The sequence below is a fragment of the Halarchaeum nitratireducens genome (assembly GCF_014647155.1).
Lineage (GTDB): Archaea > Halobacteriota > Halobacteria > Halobacteriales > Halobacteriaceae > Halarchaeum > Halarchaeum nitratireducens.
In genome coordinates this window covers 79706-104147 of the sequence record NZ_BMOQ01000002.1, presented here as the reverse complement: position 1 = coordinate 104147, position 24442 = coordinate 79706, and the positions used below count along the sequence as shown (strand labels likewise).

20 protein-coding genes are annotated in these 24442 nt (G+C 70.7%); 9 read left to right on the top strand and 11 right to left on the bottom strand.

Annotation, left to right across the window (positions count from 1 at the left end):
• Positions 1–69 precede the first annotated feature (69 nt).
• Positions 70–1590, top strand: a complete 1521-nt coding sequence (locus IEX91_RS02935; RefSeq protein ID WP_188877020.1) for an HTTM domain-containing protein — start codon at positions 70–72, stop codon at positions 1588–1590.
• An 89-nt stretch (positions 1591–1679) separates the two neighbouring features.
• Here the strand turns inward: IEX91_RS02935 and IEX91_RS02930 are convergent, their stop codons facing one another.
• Together IEX91_RS02930 and IEX91_RS02925 are read right to left on the bottom strand one after the other, a co-directional pair.
• The gene (locus IEX91_RS02930) at positions 1680–2618 is read right to left on the bottom strand and encodes a D-2-hydroxyacid dehydrogenase (RefSeq protein ID WP_188877019.1); all 939 of its coding nucleotides are present in this window, start codon (positions 2616–2618) and stop codon (positions 1680–1682) included.
• Between the two features lie 129 nt (positions 2619–2747).
• Positions 2748–3287, bottom strand: a complete 540-nt coding sequence (locus IEX91_RS02925) for a plastocyanin/azurin family copper-binding protein (RefSeq protein WP_188877018.1) — start codon at positions 3285–3287, stop codon at positions 2748–2750.
• Between the two features lie 153 nt (positions 3288–3440).
• On the opposite strand from IEX91_RS02925, the gene IEX91_RS02920 reads away from it, so the two are divergent.
• Complete coding sequence (locus tag IEX91_RS02920; protein WP_188877017.1) at positions 3441–4358, top strand: COX15/CtaA family protein; 918 nt, start codon at positions 3441–3443, stop codon at positions 4356–4358.
• 30 nt (positions 4359–4388) lie between these two features.
• On the opposite strand, the gene IEX91_RS02915 is transcribed toward IEX91_RS02920, so the two are convergent.
• The gene (locus IEX91_RS02915; RefSeq protein ID WP_188877016.1) at positions 4389–4880 is read right to left on the bottom strand and encodes a TRAM domain-containing protein; all 492 of its coding nucleotides are present in this window, start codon (positions 4878–4880) and stop codon (positions 4389–4391) included.
• 133 nt (positions 4881–5013) lie between these two features.
• Here IEX91_RS02915 and IEX91_RS02910 point away from each other — a divergent pair, with 133 nt between their 5' ends.
• Complete coding sequence (locus IEX91_RS02910; protein WP_188877015.1) at positions 5014–7551, top strand: PAS domain S-box protein; 2538 nt, start codon at positions 5014–5016, stop codon at positions 7549–7551.
• Between the two features lie 91 nt (positions 7552–7642).
• Positions 7643–7951 carry a DUF202 domain-containing protein gene (locus tag IEX91_RS02905; protein WP_188877014.1) on the top strand — a complete coding sequence of 103 codons (309 nt, stop codon included), beginning with the start codon at positions 7643–7645 and terminating at the stop codon, positions 7949–7951.
• 81 nt (positions 7952–8032) lie between these two features.
• Here IEX91_RS02905 and IEX91_RS02900 read toward each other — a convergent pair whose 3' ends face one another.
• Positions 8033–9550 (bottom strand): cryptochrome/photolyase family protein, encoded by a 1518-nt coding sequence (locus IEX91_RS02900; RefSeq protein ID WP_188877013.1) that lies wholly within the window; start codon positions 9548–9550, stop codon positions 8033–8035.
• A 41-nt stretch (positions 9551–9591) separates the two neighbouring features.
• Entirely contained in the window at positions 9592–10113 is a 522-nt protein-coding gene (locus IEX91_RS02895; protein WP_188877012.1) for an HTH domain-containing protein, read from the bottom strand.
• A gap of 131 nt (positions 10114–10244) precedes the next feature.
• Here IEX91_RS02895 and IEX91_RS02890 point away from each other — a divergent pair, with 131 nt between their 5' ends.
• The 5 genes from IEX91_RS02890 (at position 10245) to IEX91_RS02870 (ending at position 16597) form a co-directional block, all read left to right on the top strand.
• Positions 10245–10799: a ribbon-helix-helix protein, CopG family gene (locus tag IEX91_RS02890; protein WP_188877011.1), complete on the top strand. Its 555-nt coding sequence runs from the start codon at positions 10245–10247 to the stop codon at positions 10797–10799.
• Positions 10800–10934: 135 nt separating this feature from the next.
• Positions 10935–12143 (top strand): Nramp family divalent metal transporter, encoded by a 1209-nt coding sequence (locus tag IEX91_RS02885; RefSeq protein WP_188877010.1) that lies wholly within the window; start codon positions 10935–10937, stop codon positions 12141–12143.
• The gene (locus IEX91_RS02880) at positions 12144–14156 is read left to right on the top strand and encodes a hydantoinase/oxoprolinase family protein (RefSeq protein ID WP_188877009.1); all 2013 of its coding nucleotides are present in this window, start codon (positions 12144–12146) and stop codon (positions 14154–14156) included. It abuts the gene before it with no gap.
• Entirely contained in the window at positions 14153–15772 is a 1620-nt protein-coding gene (locus IEX91_RS02875) for a hydantoinase B/oxoprolinase family protein (RefSeq protein ID WP_188877008.1), read from the top strand. Before IEX91_RS02880 ends, IEX91_RS02875 begins: the two co-directional genes overlap by 4 nt.
• Before the next feature lie 156 nt (positions 15773–15928).
• On the top strand, positions 15929–16597 hold the full coding sequence (locus IEX91_RS02870; protein ID WP_188877007.1) for an AIM24 family protein: 669 nt from the start codon (positions 15929–15931) through the stop codon (positions 16595–16597).
• 9 nt (positions 16598–16606) lie between these two features.
• Here IEX91_RS02870 and IEX91_RS02865 read toward each other — a convergent pair whose 3' ends face one another.
• Genes IEX91_RS02865 through IEX91_RS02840 form a run of 6 tightly spaced genes read right to left on the bottom strand, consistent with a single transcriptional unit; the run spans position 16607 to position 24255 of the window.
• Positions 16607–16885, bottom strand: coding sequence for a CDGSH iron-sulfur domain-containing protein (locus tag IEX91_RS02865; protein WP_188877006.1), 279 nt, complete (start codon positions 16883–16885; stop codon positions 16607–16609).
• A 49-nt stretch (positions 16886–16934) separates the two neighbouring features.
• Positions 16935–18857 carry a molybdopterin oxidoreductase family protein gene (locus IEX91_RS02860; protein ID WP_188877005.1) on the bottom strand — a complete coding sequence of 641 codons (1923 nt, stop codon included), beginning with the start codon at positions 18855–18857 and terminating at the stop codon, positions 16935–16937.
• Positions 18858–18860: 3 nt separating this feature from the next.
• Positions 18861–19586 carry a DUF1641 domain-containing protein gene (locus IEX91_RS02855; protein ID WP_188877004.1) on the bottom strand — a complete coding sequence of 242 codons (726 nt, stop codon included), beginning with the start codon at positions 19584–19586 and terminating at the stop codon, positions 18861–18863.
• Positions 19586–21865 (bottom strand): formate dehydrogenase subunit alpha, encoded by a 2280-nt coding sequence (gene fdhF / locus IEX91_RS02850; RefSeq protein WP_188877003.1) that lies wholly within the window; start codon positions 21863–21865, stop codon positions 19586–19588. Before fdhF ends, IEX91_RS02855 begins: the two co-directional genes overlap by 1 nt.
• Positions 21862–22794 carry a 2Fe-2S iron-sulfur cluster-binding protein gene (locus IEX91_RS02845; RefSeq protein ID WP_188877002.1) on the bottom strand — a complete coding sequence of 311 codons (933 nt, stop codon included), beginning with the start codon at positions 22792–22794 and terminating at the stop codon, positions 21862–21864. Before IEX91_RS02845 ends, fdhF begins: the two co-directional genes overlap by 4 nt.
• The gene (locus IEX91_RS02840; RefSeq protein ID WP_188877000.1) at positions 22795–24255 is read right to left on the bottom strand and encodes an NADH-ubiquinone oxidoreductase-F iron-sulfur binding region domain-containing protein; all 1461 of its coding nucleotides are present in this window, start codon (positions 24253–24255) and stop codon (positions 22795–22797) included.
• Positions 24256–24442: the final 187 nt, after the last annotated feature.

The window sequence follows — 24442 nt, the reverse complement described above, 5'->3', positions numbered from 1 at the left end:
CGCCCGGACCGGCGTCCGCGCCCCGCTCCCGATGCGAAGCTTTATCGGCCGCGTCGGCGGAACGCGGATGTGCGGTTCCGACAGCGTACGGCGGCCCTCGTCGCCCGGCTCCGATCCGGATTCGACGCGCGGTTCGGCGTCGACCGGCGCGGACTCGCCGCCTTCCGTCTCGCGCTCGGCGCGCTCCTCTGTCTCGACCTGCTCCTGCGCGCGCGGAGCCTCCGCGCGTTCTACACGGACGCCGGCGTCCTCCCCCGCGGGACGCTCCACGCCCTCTACCCGACGCTGTCGCGGCTCTCGATCCACGCCCTCTCCGGGGCGCTGTGGGTCGAGGTCGCGCTGTTCGCGCTCGCGGCCGCGTTCGCGCTCGCGGTGCTCCTCGGCTACCACACGCGCCTCGCCCTCCTCTGCTCGTTCGTCCTCCTCGTCTCCCTCCACGCGCGCAACCCGCTCGTGCTGAACGGCGGTGACTCGCTCCTCCGCCGGCTGACGTTCTGGGGGCTCCTTCTCCCGCTCGGTTCACGCTGGTCGCTCGACGCGCTGGCGCGCGTCCGTGCGGGGGTCCGCGACGCCCGCCCGACCCGCGTCGCCACGGCGGCGTCGGCGGTGCTTCTCCTCCAAGTCGTCCTCGTCTACGCCGTCACGGCGCTGTTCAAACACCACGGAACGCTCTGGGGACGCGGGCTCGCCGTCCGCTACGTCTTCGACCTCCGCGAGTTCACCGTCTTCCTCGGACCCGCGCTCGCCGGGCACGCGCTCCCGCTCACGGTTGCGAACGACGCGTGGCTCGCGCTCCTGACGTGCGCGCCGCTCCTCGTCCTCACGACCGGGCGGATCCGCGCCGCGCTCGTCGGCGCGTTCGCCCTCGCACACGTCGGCCTGCTCTGTACGATCGGCGTCGGGATCTTCCCGCTCGTCGATCTCGTCGCGCTCCTCCCCTTCGTCCCGTCGTTCGTGTGGGACGGCGTGGAGCGGCGTCTCGATCGCTCACGGCTCCCGGCGGTCACCGGCGCGCTCGCCGATCGCCTCCCGACGCCGCGCGCCGTCGCGCCGGCCCTCCCCGCGGGGGCGAGGCGCGCCGCACGTCGCGGGCTCGCCGTCGTCGTCTGCGTCCTCCTCGTCGCCATGTGCGCGTGGAACGCCGCGTCGCTCGGCTACGCCGACCTCGGAACCGAGGGGCGCGTCGACCCCGGCCAGTACGGCTGGAACATGTTCGCGCCCGACCCCGTCACGACCGAGGTGTGGTACGTCGCGCCCGCCGAGACGACGGGCGGCGAGCGCGTCGACGCGATCACGGGCGAAGCGGTGTCGTGGGCACCCCCGCCGTCGTTCGAGCGCCAGTATCCGACGGCGCGCTGGCGCAAGCTCCTCCGGAACGCCCACAAGCGCGATCTCGCGGGCGTCCAGCGGGCGTACGCCGGCTACCTCTGCACGCGCTGGAACGCCGCGCACGCCGACGACCTCGAACGGATAGCCGTCGCGGTCGCGGTGCAAGACGCGAGGCTCGACGGGCCGGAGCCCGTGACGCACGAGGTTCGATGGCGGGGGACGTGTGCGGCCGCGGGCGCTTCAGCGGCGGGCGTCGCGTAGGCCAGCCGAAAGCGAGACGCGCACTGCAGGCGGCTCGCCCGTAACGTCCCGCCAGCCCGGCGTGGCGGCCCGTCAGCGCCGAACGCCCGCTACCGCGACTGGCCGTAGTCGAGCGCGGCGTCGTCGGCGGCGTCGAGGAGGATGTCGGCGCAGCGGTTCCAGTACTCGGGGGTGTGGCCGGCGTTGTGGGGTGTGACGAGGCAGTTCTCCAGCGTCCACAGCGGGTGGTCGGCGGGGAGCGGTTCGGGGTCGGTGACGTCGAGGGCGGCGCTCCGGATGTCGTTGCCGCGCAGCGCGCTCACGAGCGCGTCCGTGTCGATCACGGGGCCGCGCGCGACGTTGACGACCATCGCGTCCGTGGGGAGCGTGAGGAAGGCCTCCTCGTCCACAAGCCCCGCCGTGGTGTCGGTGAGCGGACAGGCGAGCACGAGGTAGTCGCTGCGCGCGAAGGCGTCGAGGAGCGCCGTCTCCTCGAAACCGATGACGTCGTCGGCGTTCCCGCCCTTCGCGGGCGTGTAGCGCACGCCGATCGTCTCGACGTCGAAGGCCCCGAAGCGGTCGATGATCGTCTCGCCGATCGGTCCCATCCCGACGACCGTCGCGGTCGAGCCCGCGAGTTCGCCGCCCTGATAGTGGTTCCACTCGCCGCGCTCGTGTTGGGCCCACCCCCGACGGAGGTTCCGGACGTCCGCGAGGACGTACCCCAGCACCTGCTCGGCGATGTTCGGCCCGTGCACGCCCGAGGCGTTCGCGACCGTCACGCCCGCCTCCTCCAGCGCGTCGAGGGGGAGGTGGTCGGTACCGGCGAACGTGCAGACGAAGAGGTCGAGGCTGTCGGACGCCGCGACGACGTCCGGGTCGATCCGGAAGCCGGTCGCCACCGTCGCCTCCATCAGGAGCTCGCGCTCCTCGCTCGGCGTGCCCGCGAGCGCGACGTCCGCCTCGGGGAGGCGCTCGCGGATCGCCTCGGCGTAATCCGCCGGATCGAGCCCGTGGATCTTCTGCCGCAGGACGACCACGTCCGTCATCGCCCCGCCCCCGTCGCCGTCGGTCGTCGTGCGCTTCGCCGTCGCGCCGCCGTGTCGGCCGTCGCTACCATCGGTACCGGCGGTGTTCTGTCGCGCGCCCCATAAAGGACGCCGATGCGCGACGACGGGTCAGGCGTCGAGGACGTGGACGTTCCCCATCATGCCCGCCGGGAGGTGAGGGATGCAGTAGTAGTGGTACCAGCCGGGCCGCTCGAAGCGGTGCTCGTAGCGCTCGCCGGGCGGGACGACGCCGCCGCCGTTGACCTCGTCGATGAACGACCGGGTGGCGGCGACCTCGCCGTCGAACGACCCCGAGGAGAAGAAGCTGGCACCGGCCGGGAGGCGCGGGTCGTGCGAGTGCGCGGCGTCGCCGCCGACGCCGAGGAGCTCCTCGACGCGCTCGTGGTCGTACGTCGCGGCCGTGACCGTGTGGTTGCGTGCGCCCGTGTTCTCCCAGACGACGGTGTCGCCGGCGACGACTTCGACCGTCGGGACGTCGCTGGGAACCCAGTCCGGTGCGTCGTCGGGGACGGTCGCCGTCGAGTGCGGGACGTACGCGTCGGAGGTCATCGCCACGTCGTAGTCGCCCTCGGTGCCGCCGAGACAGCCGGCCGTCGTCGCGCCGAGGGCGACTGCCGCGCCGCTTGCGAGGAACGCGCGCCGATCCATACCCGATGGTTGGGGCGACGGCGGACTAATACTCCCCGGTCCGCCGTCTTCAGCGGGATGGGATAGAACGAGGCGGGACGAGTCGGGGCGGGCGACGGCGGCGCGACGACGAACCTGACAGGCATATATAGGCGCGTGTCCCTACGTCCGACCATGGAAACGTCGACGTCCGGACGCTCGCTCGCCGCGCTCCCGCGGCGCGTCGGGGGCTTCTTCGTCCGCCACGTCCGCGGGTTCGCCGCGCTCACGCTCGTCGTCACGTCCCTCCTCGTGCTCCTCGGCGAATACACCGCCGCGGCCGGTGCCGGCGCGACCTGCAACAACACCTACCCCGGGTGCGCCGGGCAGTTCTCGCCCGTCGGCCTCTCGATCCCGCAGTTCATCGAGTGGTTCCACCGCCTCGTCGCCATGGGGGTCGGCTACGTCATCGTCGGGAACGCCGTCCTGCTCTGGTGGGCGTACCGCGGTACGCGCGCCTCCCGCAGCGCGTGGCTCGCCACGTTCCTCCTCCCCGTGCAGGTGGCCTTCGGCGCGCTCACCGTCACCGTCGCCGGCCTCGTGCCCGGCGGCTACGCGCCCCCGACCCAGCTCGTCCACCTGACGACCGCGCTCGCGATCTTCGTCGCGCTCGTCGCCACGCTCGTCTGGATCGACGCCGAACGCGGGCGCGGCGCGAGCGCCACGCGGTTCCGCTACGCCGCGTTCGGTGGTCTCGCCCTCCCGGTCCTCCAGGCGGTCTTCGCCCGCGATCTGTTCGTCACCTTCTGGCCGAGCGTCCAGACCGCCTACCACCTCTTCGGCATCCTCGGACTCGCCGTCCTGATCGCGCTCGTCCTCTGGGCGCTCGACGCCGGCGAAGCGAGCATCGCCGCCTACGGCGCGGTCGGCGCGGTGGCGACGCTCGCGAACACGTACCTCGTCGCCGGCCTCTTCCTCGTCACCGCGCGCGTCGAGGCGGTGACGTACGTCCTGCTCGTCGTCCAGTTCTGCTGTTTCGCGCTACTCGCACGCGCCGCGAGAAACGCGAGCGCGTCCGCCGACCGCGGCCGCGCGACGCACCACCGCGCCTAGCGGCCCGGTCAGAGGGGAATCGGTCCTAAACTAGAGCGACTCGTCGGCCGCGACCGGCTCCGCGAACGCCACCGTCTCCTTCACGTCCGTGATCTCGACGTTGAGCTGATCGCCGGGCTCCGTCCCCGGGACGATGACGATGAAGCCGCGTTCGACCTTGGCGATGCCGTCGCCCTGATCGCCGAGGGTGTCGATCGTCACCGTCCGTATGTCCCCCTCGCTGACCGGGGGCTGTTGGGTCCGTCGACCGCTCGAATCGCCGTCGGTACGCGAGCGCGAGGAGCGCGAAGAGCGTGAGGAAGACGAGTCGGACGTCGCGTCCCGCGATTCCTCGTCGGTCCCGTCTGCGTTCGCCGCCGTCTCGCCGGCCGCCGCGAGGAGCGCAACGCGGTACGGCTCGTCGGTCGAGAGCGAGCCGTCCTCGACGAGCGATTTCGGGATCGACACCGCGTATCCGTCGTCCCCGTCAGTCTCGATTTCCGCCTCGAACAACAGTCGAATCGAATCAGATATCTCTGCCATTGTCTCGTCTACGGCGTCGGAGGATAAAATCCCCGGGATCGACGGGTGCCGATCGAGCCCCCGAGGCGATCCCGGGCGGGCCGCCGCGACTATCGGCCACGGTATTCAAACGTCCGGGCTCGCAAGTGTTGGCATGAACGAATCGCCGGGGTCGTCCTCCCGCGGGCTGGCGTGGGTGCCGATCTCCCTGCTCGGCCTCCTGCTCCTGTCCGTGCCCCTCTACGACATGTGGGAGGACACCACGGCGCTCTCGTGGGCCGTCACGACGACGGCGATCGAGAACGCCCCGCTAATCTGCCTCTCGCTCGGGCTCGTCTACGGCGGCGTCCGGCTCGGGCGAGCGGGGTGGGAGCCGGAGTACGTCTGGATGGTCACGAAGTGGAACGTCGGCGTCGCGGCCGGCATCGCGCTCCTCTACGGGCTCGTCATCGGCCTCCAGCTGTGGGCGATGGGCAGCCTCAAGCCGTGGATCCTCGCGCTCGACGGCGTCCTCTTCGGCTCCATCGCCGCGTTCGGTGCCGGCGTCTACAGCGCCCGACGGCGCCGGACCGAGGTCGATCTCGAACGGAGCCGCGAGGAGTACCGGACGCTCACGAACGACGTGCTCGACACCTCGGAGGTCGCCACGTTCGTGCTCGACACCGACTGTCGCGTCGTCTGGATCAACGAGGCGACCGCGGAGTACTTCGGCCTCGATCGTACCGCCATCGTCGGGCGCGACAAGCGCGAGCTCATCGACGAGCGGATCGCAGGTCGCATCGAGCGCCCCGAGCGCTTCCGCGATCGCCTCTTCGAGGCGTACGAACGCAACGACGAGACCGTCGAGTTCGAGTGCCACATGACTCCCGGCCCCGACCGCGAGGAGCGGTGGCTGAAACACTGGAGTAAACCGATCGAGAGCGGACGCTACGAGGGGGGACGCATCGAGCACTACACGGACATCACGGCGACGAAACGCCGCGAGCAGGAACTCAACGCCCGAGAGCGGACGCTGCGCGAGATGTACGAGGTCATCTCCGATCCCGAACGTGACTTCGACGCGAAGGTCGAGGCCCTCGTGGACATCGGACGCGACCTCTTCGACGCCGAGTACGGCTCGTTCGCGCGGATCGACACGGACTCCGGCGAGTATCGGATCGAGGCCGTCCGGTGCGAGGACGCCGACATCGGGGCCGGCGACGTCGTCCCGCTGGCCCAGACGCACTGCCAGCGTCTCGTCGAGGCGGGCCGGACCGTGCAGTTCGAGGCCCGGCCGTTCGACGTCCCCGAGCGGGACTACGGGACTGACGCGGGGTTCGAAACGTACGTCCGGACGCCGGTCTACGTCGGCGAGACGCTCTACGGGTCGCTGTGTTTCCTCGACCGCGAGGAGGCCGACCCCTTCGACGACTGGCAGCTGACGATGGTCGAGCTGATGGGCAACTGGATCGGCTACGAGCTCGATCGGAAGACCCTCTTGGAGGAGCGACGCCGGCGCCTCCGGGAGGAGGAGTCGAAGTTCGAGGAGGTCGTCGAGGACGTCGACAACTACGCCATCTTCGCCCTCGACGCCGAGGGACGCGTCGTCTCGTGGAACGAGGGGGCCGCCCAGATCAAGGGGTACGACGAGGACGAGATCCTCGGCGAACACATCTCGATCTTCTACCCGGAGGAGGACGTCGCGGACGGCCTTCCCGGGGAGCTCCTCGCCGAGGCGCGCGAGACGGGCCGCGCGCATCACGAGGGATGGCGCGTCCGCGAGGACGGCACGCGCTTCTGGGCGGACGTGACGATCGCCGCGCGGCGCGACGCCGACGGCGACCTCCAGGGGTACACGAAGATCGTCGAGGACATGACCGACCGACGCGAGCGCGAGCGCGCCCTCGAACACGAACGCGAGCGCCTGGAGTTCATGAACCGGATCATCCGGCACAACATCCTGAACGGCCTGAACCTCGTCGACGCCCGCGCCGGTCTGCTCGCCGACGAGTACGTCACGGACGACGCGGCGATCGACCACCTCCGAACGATCCGCGAGCGCGTCGACGACCTCGGGGCGGTCATCGACACGATGCGGACGTTCATGGACGCGGTCGTCAATCAGAGCGATCACGAGACCCACCCGGTGTCGCTTCGGGACGCCCTCGACGAGAAGCTCGCACTCGCGCGCGACACGCATCCGGACGCGGTGTTCACGGCCCACGACCTCCCGGACCCCGAGACGACCGTCGTCGGCGACGACCTCGTCGGCGAGGTGTTCGAGAACGTCCTCTCGAACGCCGTCGTCCACAACGACGCCGAGACGCCCGAGGTCGACGTGTGGACGACGCGAACGACGTGTTCGGCGCAGGTCGACGCCGAGACGGGCGAGGTCCTCCCGGACTTCGACGCCGGCCGCGCGGACGTGGACGTGACGGAGACCGAGCGCCCCGCGATCGCCGTCCACATCGCCGACAACGGCCCCGGCATCCCCGACGACAAGAAGGAGAGCGTCGTCCGGAAGGGCGTCTCGGAGCTCAACGATCCCGGGAACGGGTTCGGACTCTACCTCGTGAAGGAGATGATGCACGCCTACGGCGGCTCGGTCGGCGTCCGCGACAACGACGCGCGCGACGACGCGCGCGGCGCCGTCTTCGATCTCGTCTTCCCGCTCGCCGAGGAGACGGTCGCGGACGCACGCTCCACCGAGTGAGGACGAATCGGGGCACCCGGTACGCGCCGCGCGGGGTGTGAGCGCGGTCGCGGCGAAATCACTACGGTGTCGGCCGATCGATCGACGAGCGATGAGCGACGATCCCAGCGGCCGGGACGCGGACGTCGAGCGAACGCAACTCGCGGCGGAGCGGACGCGCCTCGCCCGCGAGCGAACCACGCTCGCGCACATCCGGACGGGGTTCGCCTCCTTCCTCTTCGGCACCGCGATCCTCGGCCTCTTCGACCGATCCACGGCGGTCCCGCTCGGCGGCGCGTTCGTCCTCGTCGGCGTCGCGTTCCTCGCGACCGGGTGGGTGTCGTACGTGCGGAGCAACCGACGGACGCGCGCCCTCCTCGACGACCTCGAACGGCCGTTCCGTCGCCGCCGCAGGCGGTGAGGCGGCATACGGCTTCGCCGTTCACTCAGCCCGCGGCGGGTCGCTGAGGCTCGCCGCCGCGCGGTTCGCGGATTCTACCGCTCACTCCGTCCGCGACGGGTCGCTCGCGCTCACCGCCGCGCGTACTTCCCCAGCGCGCTCCCGGATCGCCGCGAGGTCGCCCGCGTCGCGCTTGTCGTCGAGGTGCGAGTAGACGAGCCCCATCCGGTGGTTCGATCGGAGGTCGTCCTCGTTCTCGGCGAGGAAGTCCCAGTAGAGCGCGTTGAACGGACAGGCGTCCGCGCCGGTCGTCGCGTCCGGGTCGTAGGCACACCCCGCGCAGTAATCCCCCATCCGGTCCAGGTAGTTCGCCGACGCCGCGTACGGCTTCGTGGCGAAGAGGTCGCCCGCGTACTGGCCCATCTCGACCGTGTTCGGCGTCGACACCCAGTGATAGCCGTCGACGAAGGCGACGTGGAACCACCGATTGAGCGCGTGCGGATCGACGCCGTAGAGCAACGCGAAGTTCGAGAGCACCATCAGCCGCTGGATGTGGTGTGCGTACCCGCGACGGCGGACGCCCGCGACGGCCTCGGCCACGCACGCCATGTCGGTGTCGCCGTCCCAGTAGACCGGCGGGAGATCGCGCGTCGCGTCGAGGCGGTTCGCGTCGGCGAGGTCGGGCATCCCGACCCGGTAGGCGTGGCGGACGAACTCGCGCCACCCCAGGACTTGGCGGACGAACCCCTCGACGCTCTCGATCGGGACGTCGCCACGGGCCTCGTAGGCCTCGACGGCGGCGTCGACGACCTCGCGCGGGCCGAGGAGTCCGAGGTTCAGCGGCGCGGAGAGGAGCGCGTGATCGAGCGTCGGTTCGCCCGCGACCATCGCGTCCTCGTACGGGCCGAAGTCGGGGAGTCGACGGGCAACGAAGTCGTCGAGCGCCGCGAGCGCGCCCTCGCGCGTCACCGGCCAACCGAACGGCGCCGGGTCCGCCCACGACTCGGCGTTCGCGTCCGCGTAGTCGTCCTGCACCGCCCGCGTCGTCGCGTCCGGATCGAACGTCGGGACGTCGGGCGGTTCGTAGTCCTCGGGCGGCGTCTCGCGGTTCGACTCGTCGTAGTTCCACTCCCCGCCGACCGGGTCGTCGCCGTCCATCAGCACGCCGGTCTCGCGGCGCATGTGCCTGTAGAAATCCTCGTGGCGGAGTGTTCCGCCCTCGTGCCAGTCGTCGAAGTCGGCGGGCGAACAGCAGAACGTCTCGTTCTCGACGACGGTCAGCGTCCCGCCGCGGGCCGTCACGAGATCGCGGAGGCGGTCGGCCGCGCCGTGACTCGACGGGCGCATCACGACGAGGGCGTCGCCGGGACGGGCGTCGAAGTGCGCGTCGAGGCCGCCGCCGAACGTCTCGGTCTCGTGATACGCCACGTCGCGGCCGTCGTCGCGGAGCGCGTCGCGGAAGTGGCGCATCGCGCTGGCGACGAGCGTCCGTTTGTGCGGGTGGTAGGCGTGGCGGGTGGCGAACGCGCGCGCTTCGATCATGAGGACGCGTTCGTCGGGACGGGCGACGAGCGGGCCGGCGCGGCGAGTGAGTTGATCGCCGAGAACGAGGACGGTCACGAGTGCGTCGTCGCGGGGGACGCGGATGGCCGTTACGGTCGTTACGGTTCGGCGACGAGCGGTGCTTCGAGTTTGGTGACGTCGATCCGGACCGTCCGCCCGTCGTCCTCGACGGCCGTGACCTGCCCGGCGACGACGAGGGCCGTGTTCGGCGTGGGCCCGATGACGATCGGATCGCCGACCTCGACGTCGACGGCCTCGGTGAACTCGATTTCGGCCGCGCACTCGTCGGGGTGGTTCACTTCGAGGAAGTCGATTCGCTCGACGGTGACCGCGATGCGGTCGTAGTCGCTCGCGACCGTGAGCGCCTCGGCGTCGGCCTCGTCGAGGTCCTGCTGGTCGAGCGCCTCGTAGGCGTTCGTCGTCGGCTTGTACCCCCCGCGCGGGCCGGGAATCCCCTCGACGAGGTCGAGGGCCTTCAGCGTCTGCATCTGGTTGCGTATCGTCCCGGGGTGGCGATCGACCGCCTCCGCGATCTCCTCCCCCGTCATCGGGGACTCAGTAGACTGATAGCCGTCGATGAGCGCGGTGAGAATCGCCTGCTGCGAGTCAGTCAAATCCATCGATTCTTACAGACCGTAGGGCGTATCCGGGCATATACGTTTGGATACACCCCCTATCGATCGCTAGCGTCTCGCACCCGGGGGCGGCGACGAGTGAAAAGCGCTAACTCCGCGTCACGCCACGATACACCGTGCCCTCGAATCGCCTCACGGTGTCGCTCGACGAGGAGTCCGCCGACGCGCTCGGGGACCTCACGGACCGCGCGGAGACCTCGCAGAGCGAGATCGTCCGCCGAGCGCTGACGTTCTACGCGGCGAACTTCGACGCGGTCGACGGGGCGGCCGACGCCCGCCTCGACGCCTACCATCGGATGCTCTCGACCGGCGAACACGTCCTGCTCGACGTCGACTTCCTCCACTGCTTCCTCGACTACGTGGAGGGCGAGTCCGGCGACCCCGACCCGGCGTTCCTCGACGCGATCGATCGGGTCGCGGCGTATCACGCCCGCGAGTACGGCGAGCGGTTCACGACGCTCGGCGACCTCCTCCACTGGCTCGACTTCTGTGGCTTCCTCACCGTCCGCGACTCCGACGGCCCGACCTACCACGTCGTCTTCCCGACGGCGTCGATCAAGTGGTTCATGCTCCGCTTTCTCACGCACAGCGTCCGCGACCTCCCGTTCGACGTCAACGTCGAGGAGGGCGTCTCGAAGGCGATCGTCACGGCCGTCGACGCCGAGGACTGACGCGATCGATCACACGCGTTCATACAGCGTCATACGTCGCGTGAACGCACGCGCGCCTCCGGTGTCGGCGTATTCTCCGTTCTTACAAAGGTCTATACCCATCGCTGGTCGTTCGTGTGGTGTGATGTCTCACGCATGAACGGTATCGAACGACTACGGTCCGTCGGACCGGGAGCGATGGTCGCCGCCGCGTTCATCGGTCCCGGGACGGTGACGACGGCGAGCGTCACGGGCGCGCGCTTCGGGTACGCGCTCCTCTGGACCATCGCGTTCTCGATCGCGGCGACGATCGTACTTCAGGAGATGAGCGCGCGCCTCGGCCTCGTCTCGCGCGAAGGGCTCGGCGAGGCCCTCCGCGGGCAGTTCGACAACCCCGTTCCCTCCTACGTCAGCGTCGCGCTCGTCGTCAGCGCCATCGGTATCGGCACCGCGGCCTACGAGGCTGGAAACATATTGGGCGGCGCCGCCGGCCTCGCCACCCTCAGCGGGATCCCCGCGACCGTCTGGGGCCCCGTGATGGGGCTCGTCGCCGGCGCGCTGCTCTTCACGGGTCGGTACGAACTCATCGAGCGCGTCCTCGTCGGCCTCGTCGCCCTGATGGCCGTCGCGTTCGTCGTCGACGCCATCCTCATCGGGCCGGACGTCGGCGCGCTCGTCGCGGGGTTCGCCCCGCGCGTTCCCGGGGACTCGCTCGTCCTCGCCACGGGCCTCATCGGAACGACCGTCGTCGGCTACAACCTCTTCTTGCACGCGAGCAACGTCCAAGAGCGCTGGAGCGGGCCGAGCGACCTCCCGGACTGCCGGGCGGACACCGTCCTCTCCATCGTCGTCGGCGGCCTGATCACGATGGCGATCCTCGTCACCGCGGCCGCGGCGTTCCCCCGCGGGACCGCGATCTCGGACGTCGGCGTGATGGCCCAGCAGCTCGAACCGCTCGCCGGCCCGTGGGCGAAATACCTCTTCAGCGTCGGTCTCTTCGCCGCCGGGTTCACGAGCGCGACCACCGCACCGCTCGCCGGCGCGTACGCCACCGCGGGCGCGCTCGGCTGGGAGACCGATATCGACTCGCCGCGCTTTCGCGCCGTCTGGGGCACCATCATCGCCGTCGGCATCGTCGCCTCGCTCGTCGGCGGGAGCCCCGTGCAGGTCATCGTCTTCGCACAGGTCGTCAACGGTATCCTCCTGCCCATCGTCGCTCTCTTCCTCATCTACGCGGTGAACGATCGAGACATCCTCGGCGACTACACGAACAGCACGGCCGGAAACGTCGTCGGCGGACTCGTCACGCTCGTCGTCGTCTGGCTCGGCGTCCGAACGCTCCTCTCCGTCGCGGGGGTGCTGTAGATGGTCGAGACGCCCGCGACGCGCGTCGGCGTCGACGTCGGCGGCACCTTCACGGACGTCGTCCTCCACACCGCCGACGGCGACCTCGTGACGGCGAAGGTCCCGAGCACGGCCGACCAGAGCGTCGGCGTCGTTCGCGGGATCGAGGAAGTCTGCGAGCGCGCCGGCGTCGACCCCGCTGACGTCGAGGCGTTCGCGCACGCGATGACCGTCTCGACGAACGCGCTCCTCGAAGGCGACGGCGCGCGGAGCGCACTCGTCACGACCGCGGGCTTCCGCGACGTCCTCGAACTCCGCCGACAGGATCGACCGAGCCTCTACGACCTCGACGCGTCGAAGCCCGACCCACTCGTCCCGCGCCGCCGCCGCTTCGAGGTCGACGAACGGGTCACCGTCGACGGCATCGAGACGCCCGTCGACGAATCGGAGGTGCGCGCGCTCGCGGACGGGATCCGTGACTGCGACGCTGAGAGCGTCGCTGTCTCCCTCCTTCACGCCTATCGGCATCCGGAGAACGAGCGGACCGTCGCGTCGATCCTCCGCGAGGAACTCGACGTCCCCGTCTCGGCCTCGCACGAGGTGCTCGCGGAGTTCCGCGAGTACGAACGCACCTCGACGACGGCCGTCGACGCCTACGTCACGCCCGCCATCGACGCCTATCTCGGTCGACTCGAAGACGAGGTCGCGGAGCGCGGCGTGCCGACGCCGCGCGTGATGCAGTCGAACGGCGGTATCGCGGCCGCGGAGACGGTCCGCGATCACGCTGTCACGACGGCGCTCTCCGGGCCGGCCGCGGGCGTCGTCGGTGCGAGCGACACCGCGACGGACGTGACGGAGACCGCGGGACTCGTCACCTTCGACATGGGCGGGACGTCGAGCGACGTCTCGCTCGTGCGCGACGGCGAGGCCGAACGCACCACGGACGCCGAGATCGCCGGCCACCCGATCGGCGTCCCGATGGTCGACGTGACGACCGTCGGTGCCGGCGGCGGGTCCGTCGCGTGGGTGGACGAGGGCGGCGCGCTGCGCGTCGGCCCGAAATCCGCCGGTGCCGAACCCGGTCCCGCCTGCTACGGCAAGGGGGGCACCGAACCCACCGTCACGGACGCGAACGTCGTGCTCGGGTACATCGGCCCGGACGCGTCGCTCGGCGGCGACCTCGAACTCGACGTCGACGCCGCACGCGACGCGCTCGCCCGCCTCGCAGACGACGCCGACCTCGACGGCCCGCGGGCGGCCGCCCGCGGCGTCTACCGCGTCGCCAACGCGAACATGACGCGCGCGATTCGCCGCGTCACCGTCGAGCGCGGCCACGACCCCCGGAACTTCGCGCTCGTCGCCTTCGGCGGGGCCGGCCCGATGCACGCCGGCGCGCTCGCCGCCGACCTCGACGTCGACACGGTCGTCGTCCCGCGCGCCTGCGGTGTCCTCTCCGCGTACGGGTTGCTCGCCGCCGACGAGAAGCACGACGCCGCGCGCACCCACCAGGTCGCGCTCGACGACGCCGATCCCGCGACCGTCGAAGCCGCGTACGACGACCTCGTCGAGGAGGTCCGCGCGGACGTCGCCGACCCCGAGGCCGCGACCGTGACGCGCGCCGTCGACTGCCGCTACGCCGGGCAGAGCTTCGAGCAGACCGTTCCAGCGCCCGACTTCGACCCCGCGGCCGTCGCCGAGCGATTCCACGCGGCCCACGAGGACGCACACGGTTACCGGCTCGACGACCCCGTCGAGGTCGTCACGCTCCGCGCGAGCGCGACCGTCGAAGGCGACCCGCTCGACGTCGCGTACGCCGGCGCTGGCGATCCGGTCACCGGCACTCGCGAGGCGTTCTTCGACGGCGACTACCGGGAGACAACGGTGTACGACCGCGCGGCGCTCACCCCCGCGGCCGAGTTCGGCGGGCCCGCGGTCCTCGACGGCCGCGAGAGCACCGTCGTCGTTCCGCCGGGCTGGACGGGGCGCGTGACGTCGGACGGCACCGTCGTCCTCGAACGGGGTGAGCGCGAATGAGCGAGCGCGACCTGGACCCCGTCACCCTCGAAGTCGTCCGCAATCAGTTCGAGAGCCTCGCCGAGGAGATGGGGCAGGTGCTCATCCGCGGCGCGTACTCGCCGAACATCAAGGAGCGCGAGGACTGTTCGACGGCGCTCTTCGACGCCGACGGGCGGCTCGTCGCGCAGGCCGAGCACATCCCCGTCCACCTCGGCGCGATGCCGCGGGCCGTCGAGGCCGTCCGCGACTACGACCCCGCGCCCGGAGACGTCTACGTCCTCAACGACCCCTTCGAGGGCGGCACCCACCTCCCGGACGTCACGATGGTCTCCCCGATCGGGATCGGCGGCGAAGTCATGGGATACGCGGTCTCCCGCGCCCACCACGCCGACGTCGGCGGGATGACGCCCGGGAGCATGCCCGCCGGCGCGCGCGAGATCTTCCAGGAGGGCCTGCGCCTCCCGCCGACCCGCCTCGTCGAGGGCGGGGAGGTCGTCGAGGACGTGATGGACCTGCTCCTCGCCAACGTGCGCAACCCCGGCGAGCGCCGCGCGGACTTCCGTGCGCAGATCGCCGCGAACGACCGCGCCGAGGAGCGATTGGCCGAGCTCGTCGCCGACCACGGCCGCGACGAGATCCGCGCCGCCTTCGACGCCGTCATCGGCTACTCGCGCGACCGCGTGCGCGCCGAACTCCGCGACCTCCCCGACGGCACGTATCACGCCCGGGACGCGCTCGAAGGCGACGGCCTCACCGACGACGAGATCCCCATCGCAGTGGCCGTCACGATCGACGGCGACGCGGTCACGGTCGACTTCGCGGGCACGGCGGACCAGGTCGACGGGAACGTCAACGCGCCGCTCGCGGTCGCCACCTCCGCCGTCTACTTCGTCTTCCGCTGCCTCACAGATCCCGAGATCCCGCCCAATCAGGGGTGTTACGACCCGATCTCGGTCGAGGTCCCCTCGGGGTCCGTCCTCGATCCCGACCCGCCCGCGGCCGTCGTCGGCGGCAACGTCGAGACGAGCCAGCGCGTCACGGACGTCGTCTTCGCCGCGCTCGCCGACGCCGTTCCCGAGCGCGTCCCCGCGGGGGGGCAGGGAACGATGAACAACCTCACGATCGGCGATCGGACCGGCGACGGCTTCGCGTACTACGAGACCATCGGCGGCGGGGCCGGCGCGCGCCCGACCGGCGACGGCCTCGACGGCGTGCAGGTCGGGATGACGAACACGCTCAACACGCCCGTCGAAGCCCTCGAAAACGAGTACCCGCTCCGGGTCGAGGAGTACGCGCTCCGTCCCGACAGCGGCGGTGACGGCGAACACCGCGGCGGACTCGGCGTCGTCCGCACCGTCACCGTCGAGACGGACGCCACCGTCTCGCTCCTCACCGAACGTCGGCGGCGCGCCCCGCGCGGTCTCGCCGGCGGCGCGGACGGCGCGACCGGCGAGAACCGTATCGACGGCGAGTCGGTGCCCGCGAAGACCGTGCGCGACGTCGCGGCGGGGACGACTGTCTCGATCCGGACGCCGGGCGGCGGCGGTCACGGCGACCCCGCGAAGCGCGACCCGGACGCGCGGGCCGCCGACGCGGCCGACGGGACGGTCACGGACGCCGAGCAGGACCCCTAGTCGCCCTCCTCGACTCCCGACGCGAGACCGCCTAGATCCCGATCGCCGTCCGCGCGGCGCGTCGGCGTTCGCGCGACGTCCCCGGCAAACCTTTTTCCGATCACTCCGCGACCCTCCCGACGAGAGCCCTCCACGGCTCGGATACCGACAATGTCCATGGAACTCGACGAGTTCGTCACCGCGAACGAACCGGACGAGAGCGGCGAACAGTTCGAACTGGAGAACGGGAAGCTCCTCGATATCGCGGTCGACGGCACCGTGATCACGAAGGCGGGTGCGATGGTCGCCTTCGACGGCGATCTCTCCTTCACGGGAAAGTCCTCCGCCGAGGGCGGTGTCACGGGCTTCCTGAAGGAGAAGGCGACGAGCGAGGGGACGCCCGTCATGGAGGTCTCGGGACAGGGCCACCTCTACGTCGCCGATCAGGGCAAGGAGATCCAACTGCTCGAACTCGACGCCGACGAGGCCATCTCCGTGAACGGGATGGACGTGCTCGCCTTCGAGGACCGCGTCGACTACGAGATCGGCGTCACCGGGAGCCTCGGCGGGGCCTCCGCCGCCGGGTTGACGAACGTCTTCCTCTCCGGGCCGGGGACGGTCGCCATCACCACGCACGGCGATCCGCTCGTCCTCACGCCGCCCGTCCGCACCGACCCCGACGCCACCGTCGCGTGGAGCCGCGACCTCTCCCCGAGCGTCGAGTCGAATCGGAGCCTCAGCGACCTCGTCGGGAGCTCCTCCGACGAGCGCTATCAGCTCGTCTTCGAGGGCGACGCCGGCTTCGTCGTCGTCCAGCCCTACGAGGAGCTCGGACCGCAGGTCTGATCGGGGCCGTCACCCGGTCTCGTTCGCGTCCTCGTCCCCGTCCCGCTCCTCGGCGTCGGCGTCGGCCTCGCAGACGACGTCGACGACGACGCGGCGCTCACCGTCCGCGTCGTAGCAGTACGTCTCGTCGGGCGACTCGTCCGCCGTCGCGCGATGCGAACCGTCACAGAAGGGATGCTCGTCGGAGAGGCCGCAGCGACAGACCGCGATATCGCCCTTCTCGGGATCGACATCGTCGGCGTCGAGTTTCACGGGACCGTGCGCGTCGCGTTCGACGAGGCGGGACATGCGTGAAGGGAGACGGCGCGGACACAAGACGTCGGCGCTCCGAGCGGCGTTACGCGGCCGCCACCTCGACGCTCGCCGTCCCGGCGCGCACGAGGGGATCGGCGACGTCCGCGTGGAGATAGGCGACGCCGCGGCGGACGCCGTCCTCGACGGTGAGTACCGTCTCGACGCTGGCGCCGTCGCCGCGGACGACGACGGCGTCGCCGTCGGCGAGGCCGAGCGCGTCGGCGTCCGCGGGGTTGAGGTGGAGCAGTTCGTCCGCGGTCGCGTCGGCCGCCCCGAAGCCGCCGGCGCGGGAGCCGACGACGAGCGCCAGTCCATCCGCGTCGACCTCGACGTCCGTCTCGACGGGCGCGAAGGCGGCGCGGCCGTCGGGCGTGGCGAAGCGCTCGCGGTAGTCGTCGCCCCACCGCTCGCCGACGGTGACGTCGGCGTGGATCGGGCTCACCGCGCGGAGCTCGGCGAAGGCCTCGCGCGGGCCGTCGTACTCGAAGCCGTCGCCCATGAGGCGCCGTCCGAGGGCGCAGAGCGTCTCGAAGTCCGGTCGGGCGTCGCCCGGTGGGTCGGCTACGGCGGCGAGCGCCTGCACGCGGCGATCGAGGTTCGTGACCGTCCCCGTCTTCTCCACGCCGACGGCGGCGGGGAGGACGACGTCCGCGTGCGCGGTCGTCTCCGTCTCGTAGACGTCGACGACGACGAGCGTGTCGAGGGCGTCGAGGCGCGCCGCCGTCCAATCGGCATCGCGCTTCGAGATCGCGGGGTTCTCGCCGACGACGAGCGCCCCGTGGATCGACTCGCCGAACGCGGCGAGCGCCTCCTTCTCGTTCAGTCCCGGGGTCTCGGGGACGTCGGCGCCCCAGACGTCGGCGACGCGCTCGCGGGCCGCGGGATCCGTGAGGTCGGCGTGACCCGGGAGTTCGTCCGGCCGACAGCCGACGTCGGTCGCGCCCTGCTCGTTGTTCAGCCCGCGGAAGAGCGCGAAGCCCGCGCCGGTTCGCCCGACGTCGCCCGTGAGACAGAGCAGATCGCAGAGCGCGCGCGCCGTCGCGCCGCCGTCCGCCTCGACGCCCGTGCCGGCGATGACCGCGACGCCGTCGGCGGCGGCGATCCGCTCGCTGAGGTCGCGCACGTCGCCCGCGGGGACGTCCGTCGCCGCCGCGGCCCGCACGGCGTCGACGTCCGAGAGGGACTCCCGGTAGCCGTCGAACCCGGTCGTGCGTTCGGCGACGAACGACGCGTCGACGGCGTCGCGCTCGATGAGTTCCGCGGCGACCGCGTGGAAGAACAGCGCGTCCGTCCCGGGTCGGGGCGCGAGGTGGACGTCCGCCGCGCGCGTCGTCTCGTTCGCCCGCGGGTCGACGTGAACGACGTCGGCGTCGCCGCCGCGAACGAACGCGTTGAACGCGACGGGCTGTTGGACGGCCGGGTTCGCGCCGACGACGAGGACGAGGTCGCTGTCGACGAGCTCGTCCATGCCGAACGTCGAGGCCGGATAGCCGAAGCGATCGGCGAGCGCCTCGGCGGCGTTGTCGTGACAGAGGCGGGCACGGTTGTCGACGGTGTTCGATCCGACCGTCCGCGCGAGCTTCTGTAAGAGGTAGTTCTCCTCGTTCGAGCAGTGTGGCGCGCCGAAGAACGCGAGCGCGTCGGGGTCGCGCGCGTCCGCGACGGCGGCGAGACCGTCGGCCGCGCGATCGAGCGCCGTCGTCCAGTCCGTCGGAACGAGCGCACCGTCCTCACGAACGAGCGGTCGGGTGAGTCGGTCGGGGTCGTCGACGCTCTCGAAGGCGTTGACGCCCTTCGCGCAGAGCCGGCCGTTCGGGTTCGCGGGGCCGGCGACGCCGCGCGCCCGGCCGCCCGCACCCGCCCCGTCGGCCGGCGTGAGGTGACAGCCGACCGCACAGAGCGGGCAGACGGTCGTTCCCGCGGTCTCCGATCGGTCGCTCGCGTCGTCCGTGCCCGCCTCGTGCATCACCTAGGTGTTACGGCGGCCGAGACCCTTCAGTATCTCGACGACGTATCCGAGACCGGCGCGGGCCTCGCTGCTTCGCAACGCGCCGAGCGCGCCGAAGAGACCCATCGGCTCGGACTCCTCCTCGGCCTCACCGACGGCACCGAGGACGTCGTTGAGGGCGTTCGCGGTCGTCTCGTCGGCGTCGAGGGTGGAGAACGTCGCCGCGAGTTCGAGGAGCGCGTCGAGCTGACCGGTCTGCTTCAGTGCCATCAGGTCGTCGAGGACGTCCGCGAGCTCCTCGGCGTTCTCCCCGACGGTGTTAGCGAGTCGCTCGGCATCGTCCTCGTCGAGCGGTTCCGCGAGCGTCCCCGCGAGTTCGAGGAACATCGTGAGGTGGCCCTCCTGCTGGAGGCGCACCACGTCGTCGACGACCTCGGCGAATCCCTCGGAGTTATCACCGAACGACTCGGCGAGCGCGACGGTCCCCTCGGTGCTGATGGCGTCGCCCGCCTTCACGAGCGTCACCATCGAGTCGGTGACGTAGTCGACCTCCGCGTCGTCCGCGCTGGAGATGACGAGAATCGCGGTTTCGAGGACGTTCTCCAGTTCGTCCGTGTACTCCGCGGCGTCCGCGTAATCGCCGCCGTACTCCTCGAGGACCGATTCGAGGGCGTCGCGGCCCTCCTGCGGTCGTTCGGGCTCCGTGTTCGTCGCGCTCTCCGGAACCTCGCGGACCGGTTGGGCCATCAGTCGTCACCCCGGGCGGGTTCGACGCTCCCGGGTCGGCTCGTCGACTGCTGACCCTCGACGGGGCTGATGCGAACGGCGGTCGCCTTGAACTCCGGCGTCTTCGCCTCGGGGTCGAGGCGCTCGGAGTCGGTGAGCGTGTTGACCGCCGTCTCCGCGAAGTGGATCGGGGCGAAGACGGTGTCCTCGCCGATGCGCTCGGTCACCTGCGCGGTGACGACGATCTCGCCCTTGTCGGACTCGATGCGGACCGGGTCGCCGTTCTCGATACCGTAGGCGGCGGCGGTGTCGGGGTTGATCTCGACGAAGTCCCGGTCGTTGTACTTCATGATCCCCTCCTCGGGGTGCGTCATCGTTCCCGTGTGGTACTGGTAGAGGACGCGCCCCGTGGTGAGCGTGAGCGGGAGCTCCTCGGTCTGCGGCGCCATCGGCTCCGCGTAGCCGACCGGCGTGAGGTTCGCCTTGCCGCTCTCCGTGTTGAACTCCTCCGTGTAGAGGCGCTCGGTCCCGGGGTGGTCTTCGTCCCAGCACGGCCACTGGATGCCGCCCTCCTCCTCGATACGCTCGTGGCTGATCCCGCCGTAGATGGGCGTGAGCGAGCGCATCTCCTCGTTGATCTCGTTGGTGTCCGCGTAGTCCCACTCGCGGCCCATGCGGTTTGCGAGCTCCTGGAGGATCTCCCAGTCGGCCTTCGCGTTGCCCTTCTTTTCGAGGACCTGATTGACCTTCTGGACGCGGCGGTCCGTGTTGGCGAACGTCCCCTCCTTTTCGAGGAAGGAGACGGCGGGCAGGACGACGTCGGCGTACTTCGCGGTCTCGTTCATGAAGAGGTCCTGCACGACGAGGAACTCCATCTCCTCGAGCACTTCGTCGGCGTGCTTCTTGCCGGGCTCGGAGAGCGAGGGGTTCTCGCCGATACAGAACATCCCGCGGAGCTCGCCGTCGTCGAAGGCGTTGAACATCTCCGTCGTGTAGTAGCCCCGCTCGGCCGGGATCTCGCAGTCCCACGCCTCCTCGAACTTCGCGCGGATCTCGTCGTCCGCGACCTTCTGGTAGCCGGGGAAGTTGTCCGGCAGGGGTCCCATGTCGCCACCGCCGCCCTGCACGTTGTTCTGACCGCGGAACGGCGAGACGCCGGTGCCGGGCTTCCCGACGTTCCCGGTGATCGCGGCGAGGTTGGCGAGCGACGCGACGTTGTCCGTCCCGTGCGAGTGCTCGGTGATGCCGAGCGTCCAGCCGAAGACGGTGCGGTCGGCCTCGGCGATGGCCTCCGCGGCGGAGACGATCTCCTCGGGAGAGGCGCCCGTGACCTCCTCGACGTAGTCGAGGGTGAACTCGTCGACGGCCTCCTTGACCTCCTCGAAGCCCTCGGTGCGCTCCGCGACGAACTCCTCGTCGTAGAGGTCGTTCTCGATGATGTAGCGCGTGAGACCGTTGACCCAGACGGTGTCGTAGCCCGGGCGGATCGAGGTGTACTGATCGGCGTACTCGGCGATCTGCGTCTCGCGCGGGTCGAAGACGATCAGGTCGCCGCCCTCCTTGACGTGCTGCTTGACGCGCGTGCCGAGCACGGGGTGGGCCTCGGTCGTGTTCGATCCGGTGAGGAAGATCAGGTCCGCCTCCTCGAAGTCCTTCACGCTGATCGACGCCGCGCCGTAGCCGTACGTCTTGGCGAGGCCGGCGACCGTCGAGGAGTGACAGAGGCGGTTGCAGTTGTCGACGGTGTTCGTGCCGAGGACCTGGCGGGCGAACTTGCCCATCAGGTAGTTCTCCTCGTTCGTCGCCTTCGAGGACGCGATGACGCTCATCGCCTCGTTGCCGTACTCGTCGATGATGTCCCGGAACCCCTCGACGGTCCGCGAGAGGGCTTCCTCCCAGGTCGCCTCGCGCCACTCGCCGTTCTCGTCGCGGACGAGCGGGTCGGTGAGGCGCTGATCGGAGTTGGCGAAGTTGTAGGAGAACTTCCCCTTCACGCACGTCGAGATGTCGTTGACGGGGGACTCCTCGGGGTCGGCCGCGCGCGTCGCCAGCACCTCCTCGCCGTCCGTGTAGACGTCGAAGCGACAGCCGACGGCGCAGTAGCCACACGTCGTGCTGTCGACCGTGAGTTCGCCCAGTCGCTTGTCGCTGATCTGCTGGGCGATGTCGAAGAGCTTGCCCTCCGGCATCGAACCGGCGGCCATCCCCTCCGCGAAGTGCTCGACGTTCCTGTTCGCCTGTTCCTTGGCGCGCTGCATGAATCCAGCGACGCCCTCCTTTCGCTCGTTGTTACTACTCATAGCCAGTCACCGGGGTTCTCGTCCGTTCGCGCCTCGCTCGTGAGGTCCTTCGGTTCGTCGCGCTTCATCCGCGTCATCGGTCCCTTCTTCTCCTTGCCCGTGCTCTCCAGGGACTTCCCGATCGAGTTCTTCTGACTGAAGCCGGGCAGCGGGATCGTCGCCGCGTCCGTGATCCCCTGCTCGACGAGGCTCCCCGTCGGGCAGACCGTCACGCAGTGCCCGCAGGAGACGCACGTCGAGTCCTCCATCGTCTCCGAGCCGTTCTGGAAGCCGATTCGGGTGTCCGCGCCGTGGCCCTCCATCCGCAGGACGCCCTCGACCTGCACGTCGTTACAGGCCTCCACGCAGCGGTTACAGAGGATGCACTTGTTGCGGTCGATCTGGATGAAGTCGCTCGAATCGTCGAGGGGCTCGTACGCCTCCCGGTCGTCGAAGACGCCGTATCGGGGCTCCTCGACGTCGTTGTCGATCGCCGCGTCCTGCAGTTCGCAGCGGCCGTTCTTCCCGCAGGTCGTACAGCGGAGGTTGTGATCGGAGAGGACGAGGTCGAGGTTGACGTCGCGGGCCTCCGTGGCCGCCTCGTCGTCCGTCGAAATCGTGAGGCCGTCTTCGGCGGGGAAGCTACACGACGGCACCATCCCGTGCTCGTCGGTCTCGACCATGCAGGTCCGACACTCGCTGCGCGGGCCGATCTTCTCCGCCTCGGGGCTGTCCCGATCGTAGTAGCAGAGCGCGGGGACCTCGCCCGCCGTCTCCGCGGCCTCGATGGCCTCGATGATCGTCGAGCCCTCCGGGACGACGATGTCCTGCCCGTCGACCGTCACGGTCGCCTCCTCGGCGCTCTTCACGTCGGGGTCCGTCGCCGTCCCCGGCGCGATCGTCTCGGTCAGTGGCGGTGCGTCTGCTCTGTCTGCGTGTTCCGAACTCATCTACTGTGTCCCTCCGACCGCACACGTGCCGCTCGGGCAGTCCCCGTCGGCGTGCGCCTCGAACGCGTCGTCGAACTCCCGCATCGCCGTCCGCACCGTGCGGGGAACGTCGCGCCCGAACGCGCAGATACTCGTCGACTCCATCACGCCCATCAGCTCCGTCATCCCGCCCTCGTCGTACGTGCCGTCGTAGACGTCGCGGAGCTTCTCCGTGAGCTGCGTCGTCCCCTCGCGACAGGGCACGCAGCGCCCGCAGTTCGTCTCCGAGGCGACATTAGTCCGCTGGCCGACGAACGCGACCGGACAGCGGTCCTCGCCGAGGACCTCGACGACGCCCTCGGTGCCGAGGTCCGCCTCGTCGAGGTCCTCGGGGGCGAGGCCGACGTCGAGATCGGTCGTGATCCCGCCGAACTTTCCGCCGACGCAGGCGGCCGTGAAGTCGTCGACGCCCGCGGCGGCCGTCGCGCTCGCGACGGTGTCCGACTCGGCGAGTTCGACGGTCGTCGCGTCGGCCACGTCGCCCGTCACGGAGACGACGCGCGTCTCGGGAGCGTCGCCGTGGATCGCGCCCGCGAGGTGCGCGTACGTACGCGCGGTGTGGACGACCGTCGGGTTGCCGTAGATCCCCTCGACCTCGGGGCCCGGGGGACGCAGGCGCGCCTCCAGACGGTGGTTGCCCTCGATGGCCTCGATCGCCATCGTCGGCTCCGCGGCGCGATAGACGTCGGGGCCGGCGACGACTTCGACCGGAACGCCGTAGTCGCGGGCCGCGGCGGCGTCTCGCGCCCGTTCGAGGGCGGCCTCGTCGGCCTCGCTCGCATAGAGATAGAGATAGTCGGCGTCGACGGCGCGCGCGGCGGCGCTCGCCCCGTCGAGGACGGCGAAGGGGTCGCTCTCCAAGAGGAGGGCGTCCCCGGGGTTTCCGTGGGCGTTCACGACGACGGAGGTCGGTCCGTCGCGCTCGCGGACGCCCGCCCAGAGGTCGGCGTACGGTTCGTCGGCGCACCAGTCGCCCCAACCGCGACCGCGGAGGCCCTCGGCGGCGTCGAGGACGGCGTCGGCGTCCGCGTCGCTGAAACCGACCGCGTTCGCGTAATCGTCGGGGTCGCGCGGGTCGGTCCACCCGCAGCGCGCGAGGACGCTCCGCTCGCCCGCGAAGCCCTCGATCGAGGGGATCGGGAGCGACGCCTGCACCTCGTCGTGGTCGACTCGCGCATCGGCGTCGGGGAGCGTCCCGTCCGCGAGCGCGTCGACGGCGGCCGCGACGTCGTCCGCGTCCGCGTTCGGCACGAACGCCGAGGTGCCTTCGTGGGTCGCAACGACGAGCGGTTCGAGCGCCCGGGCTCCGGTCGAGCCGACGGCGACGACGGGAACGCCGTCGCGTTCCGCGCTGGCGGCCAAGCCAGCGGCGTCCGCTCCGGCGACGCGGAGCGCGGTCGTTCGTTCGGATGGATCAGTCACTACGTGTCACCATTCGTCAGACCGTTCTCGCCCCAGGCAAAAATAGTTACCCGCTTCGTACCGTTCCGCCCCTTCTTCCGCACGGTGGCGTCCGCGAGTCCGTGACCCGTGAAAGCGCCCGACGGCGGCGGAATATTTAGGGGCGCCAAAATCGAGTCGCCGAGGCGACGCCGCGGACGCCGCGGCC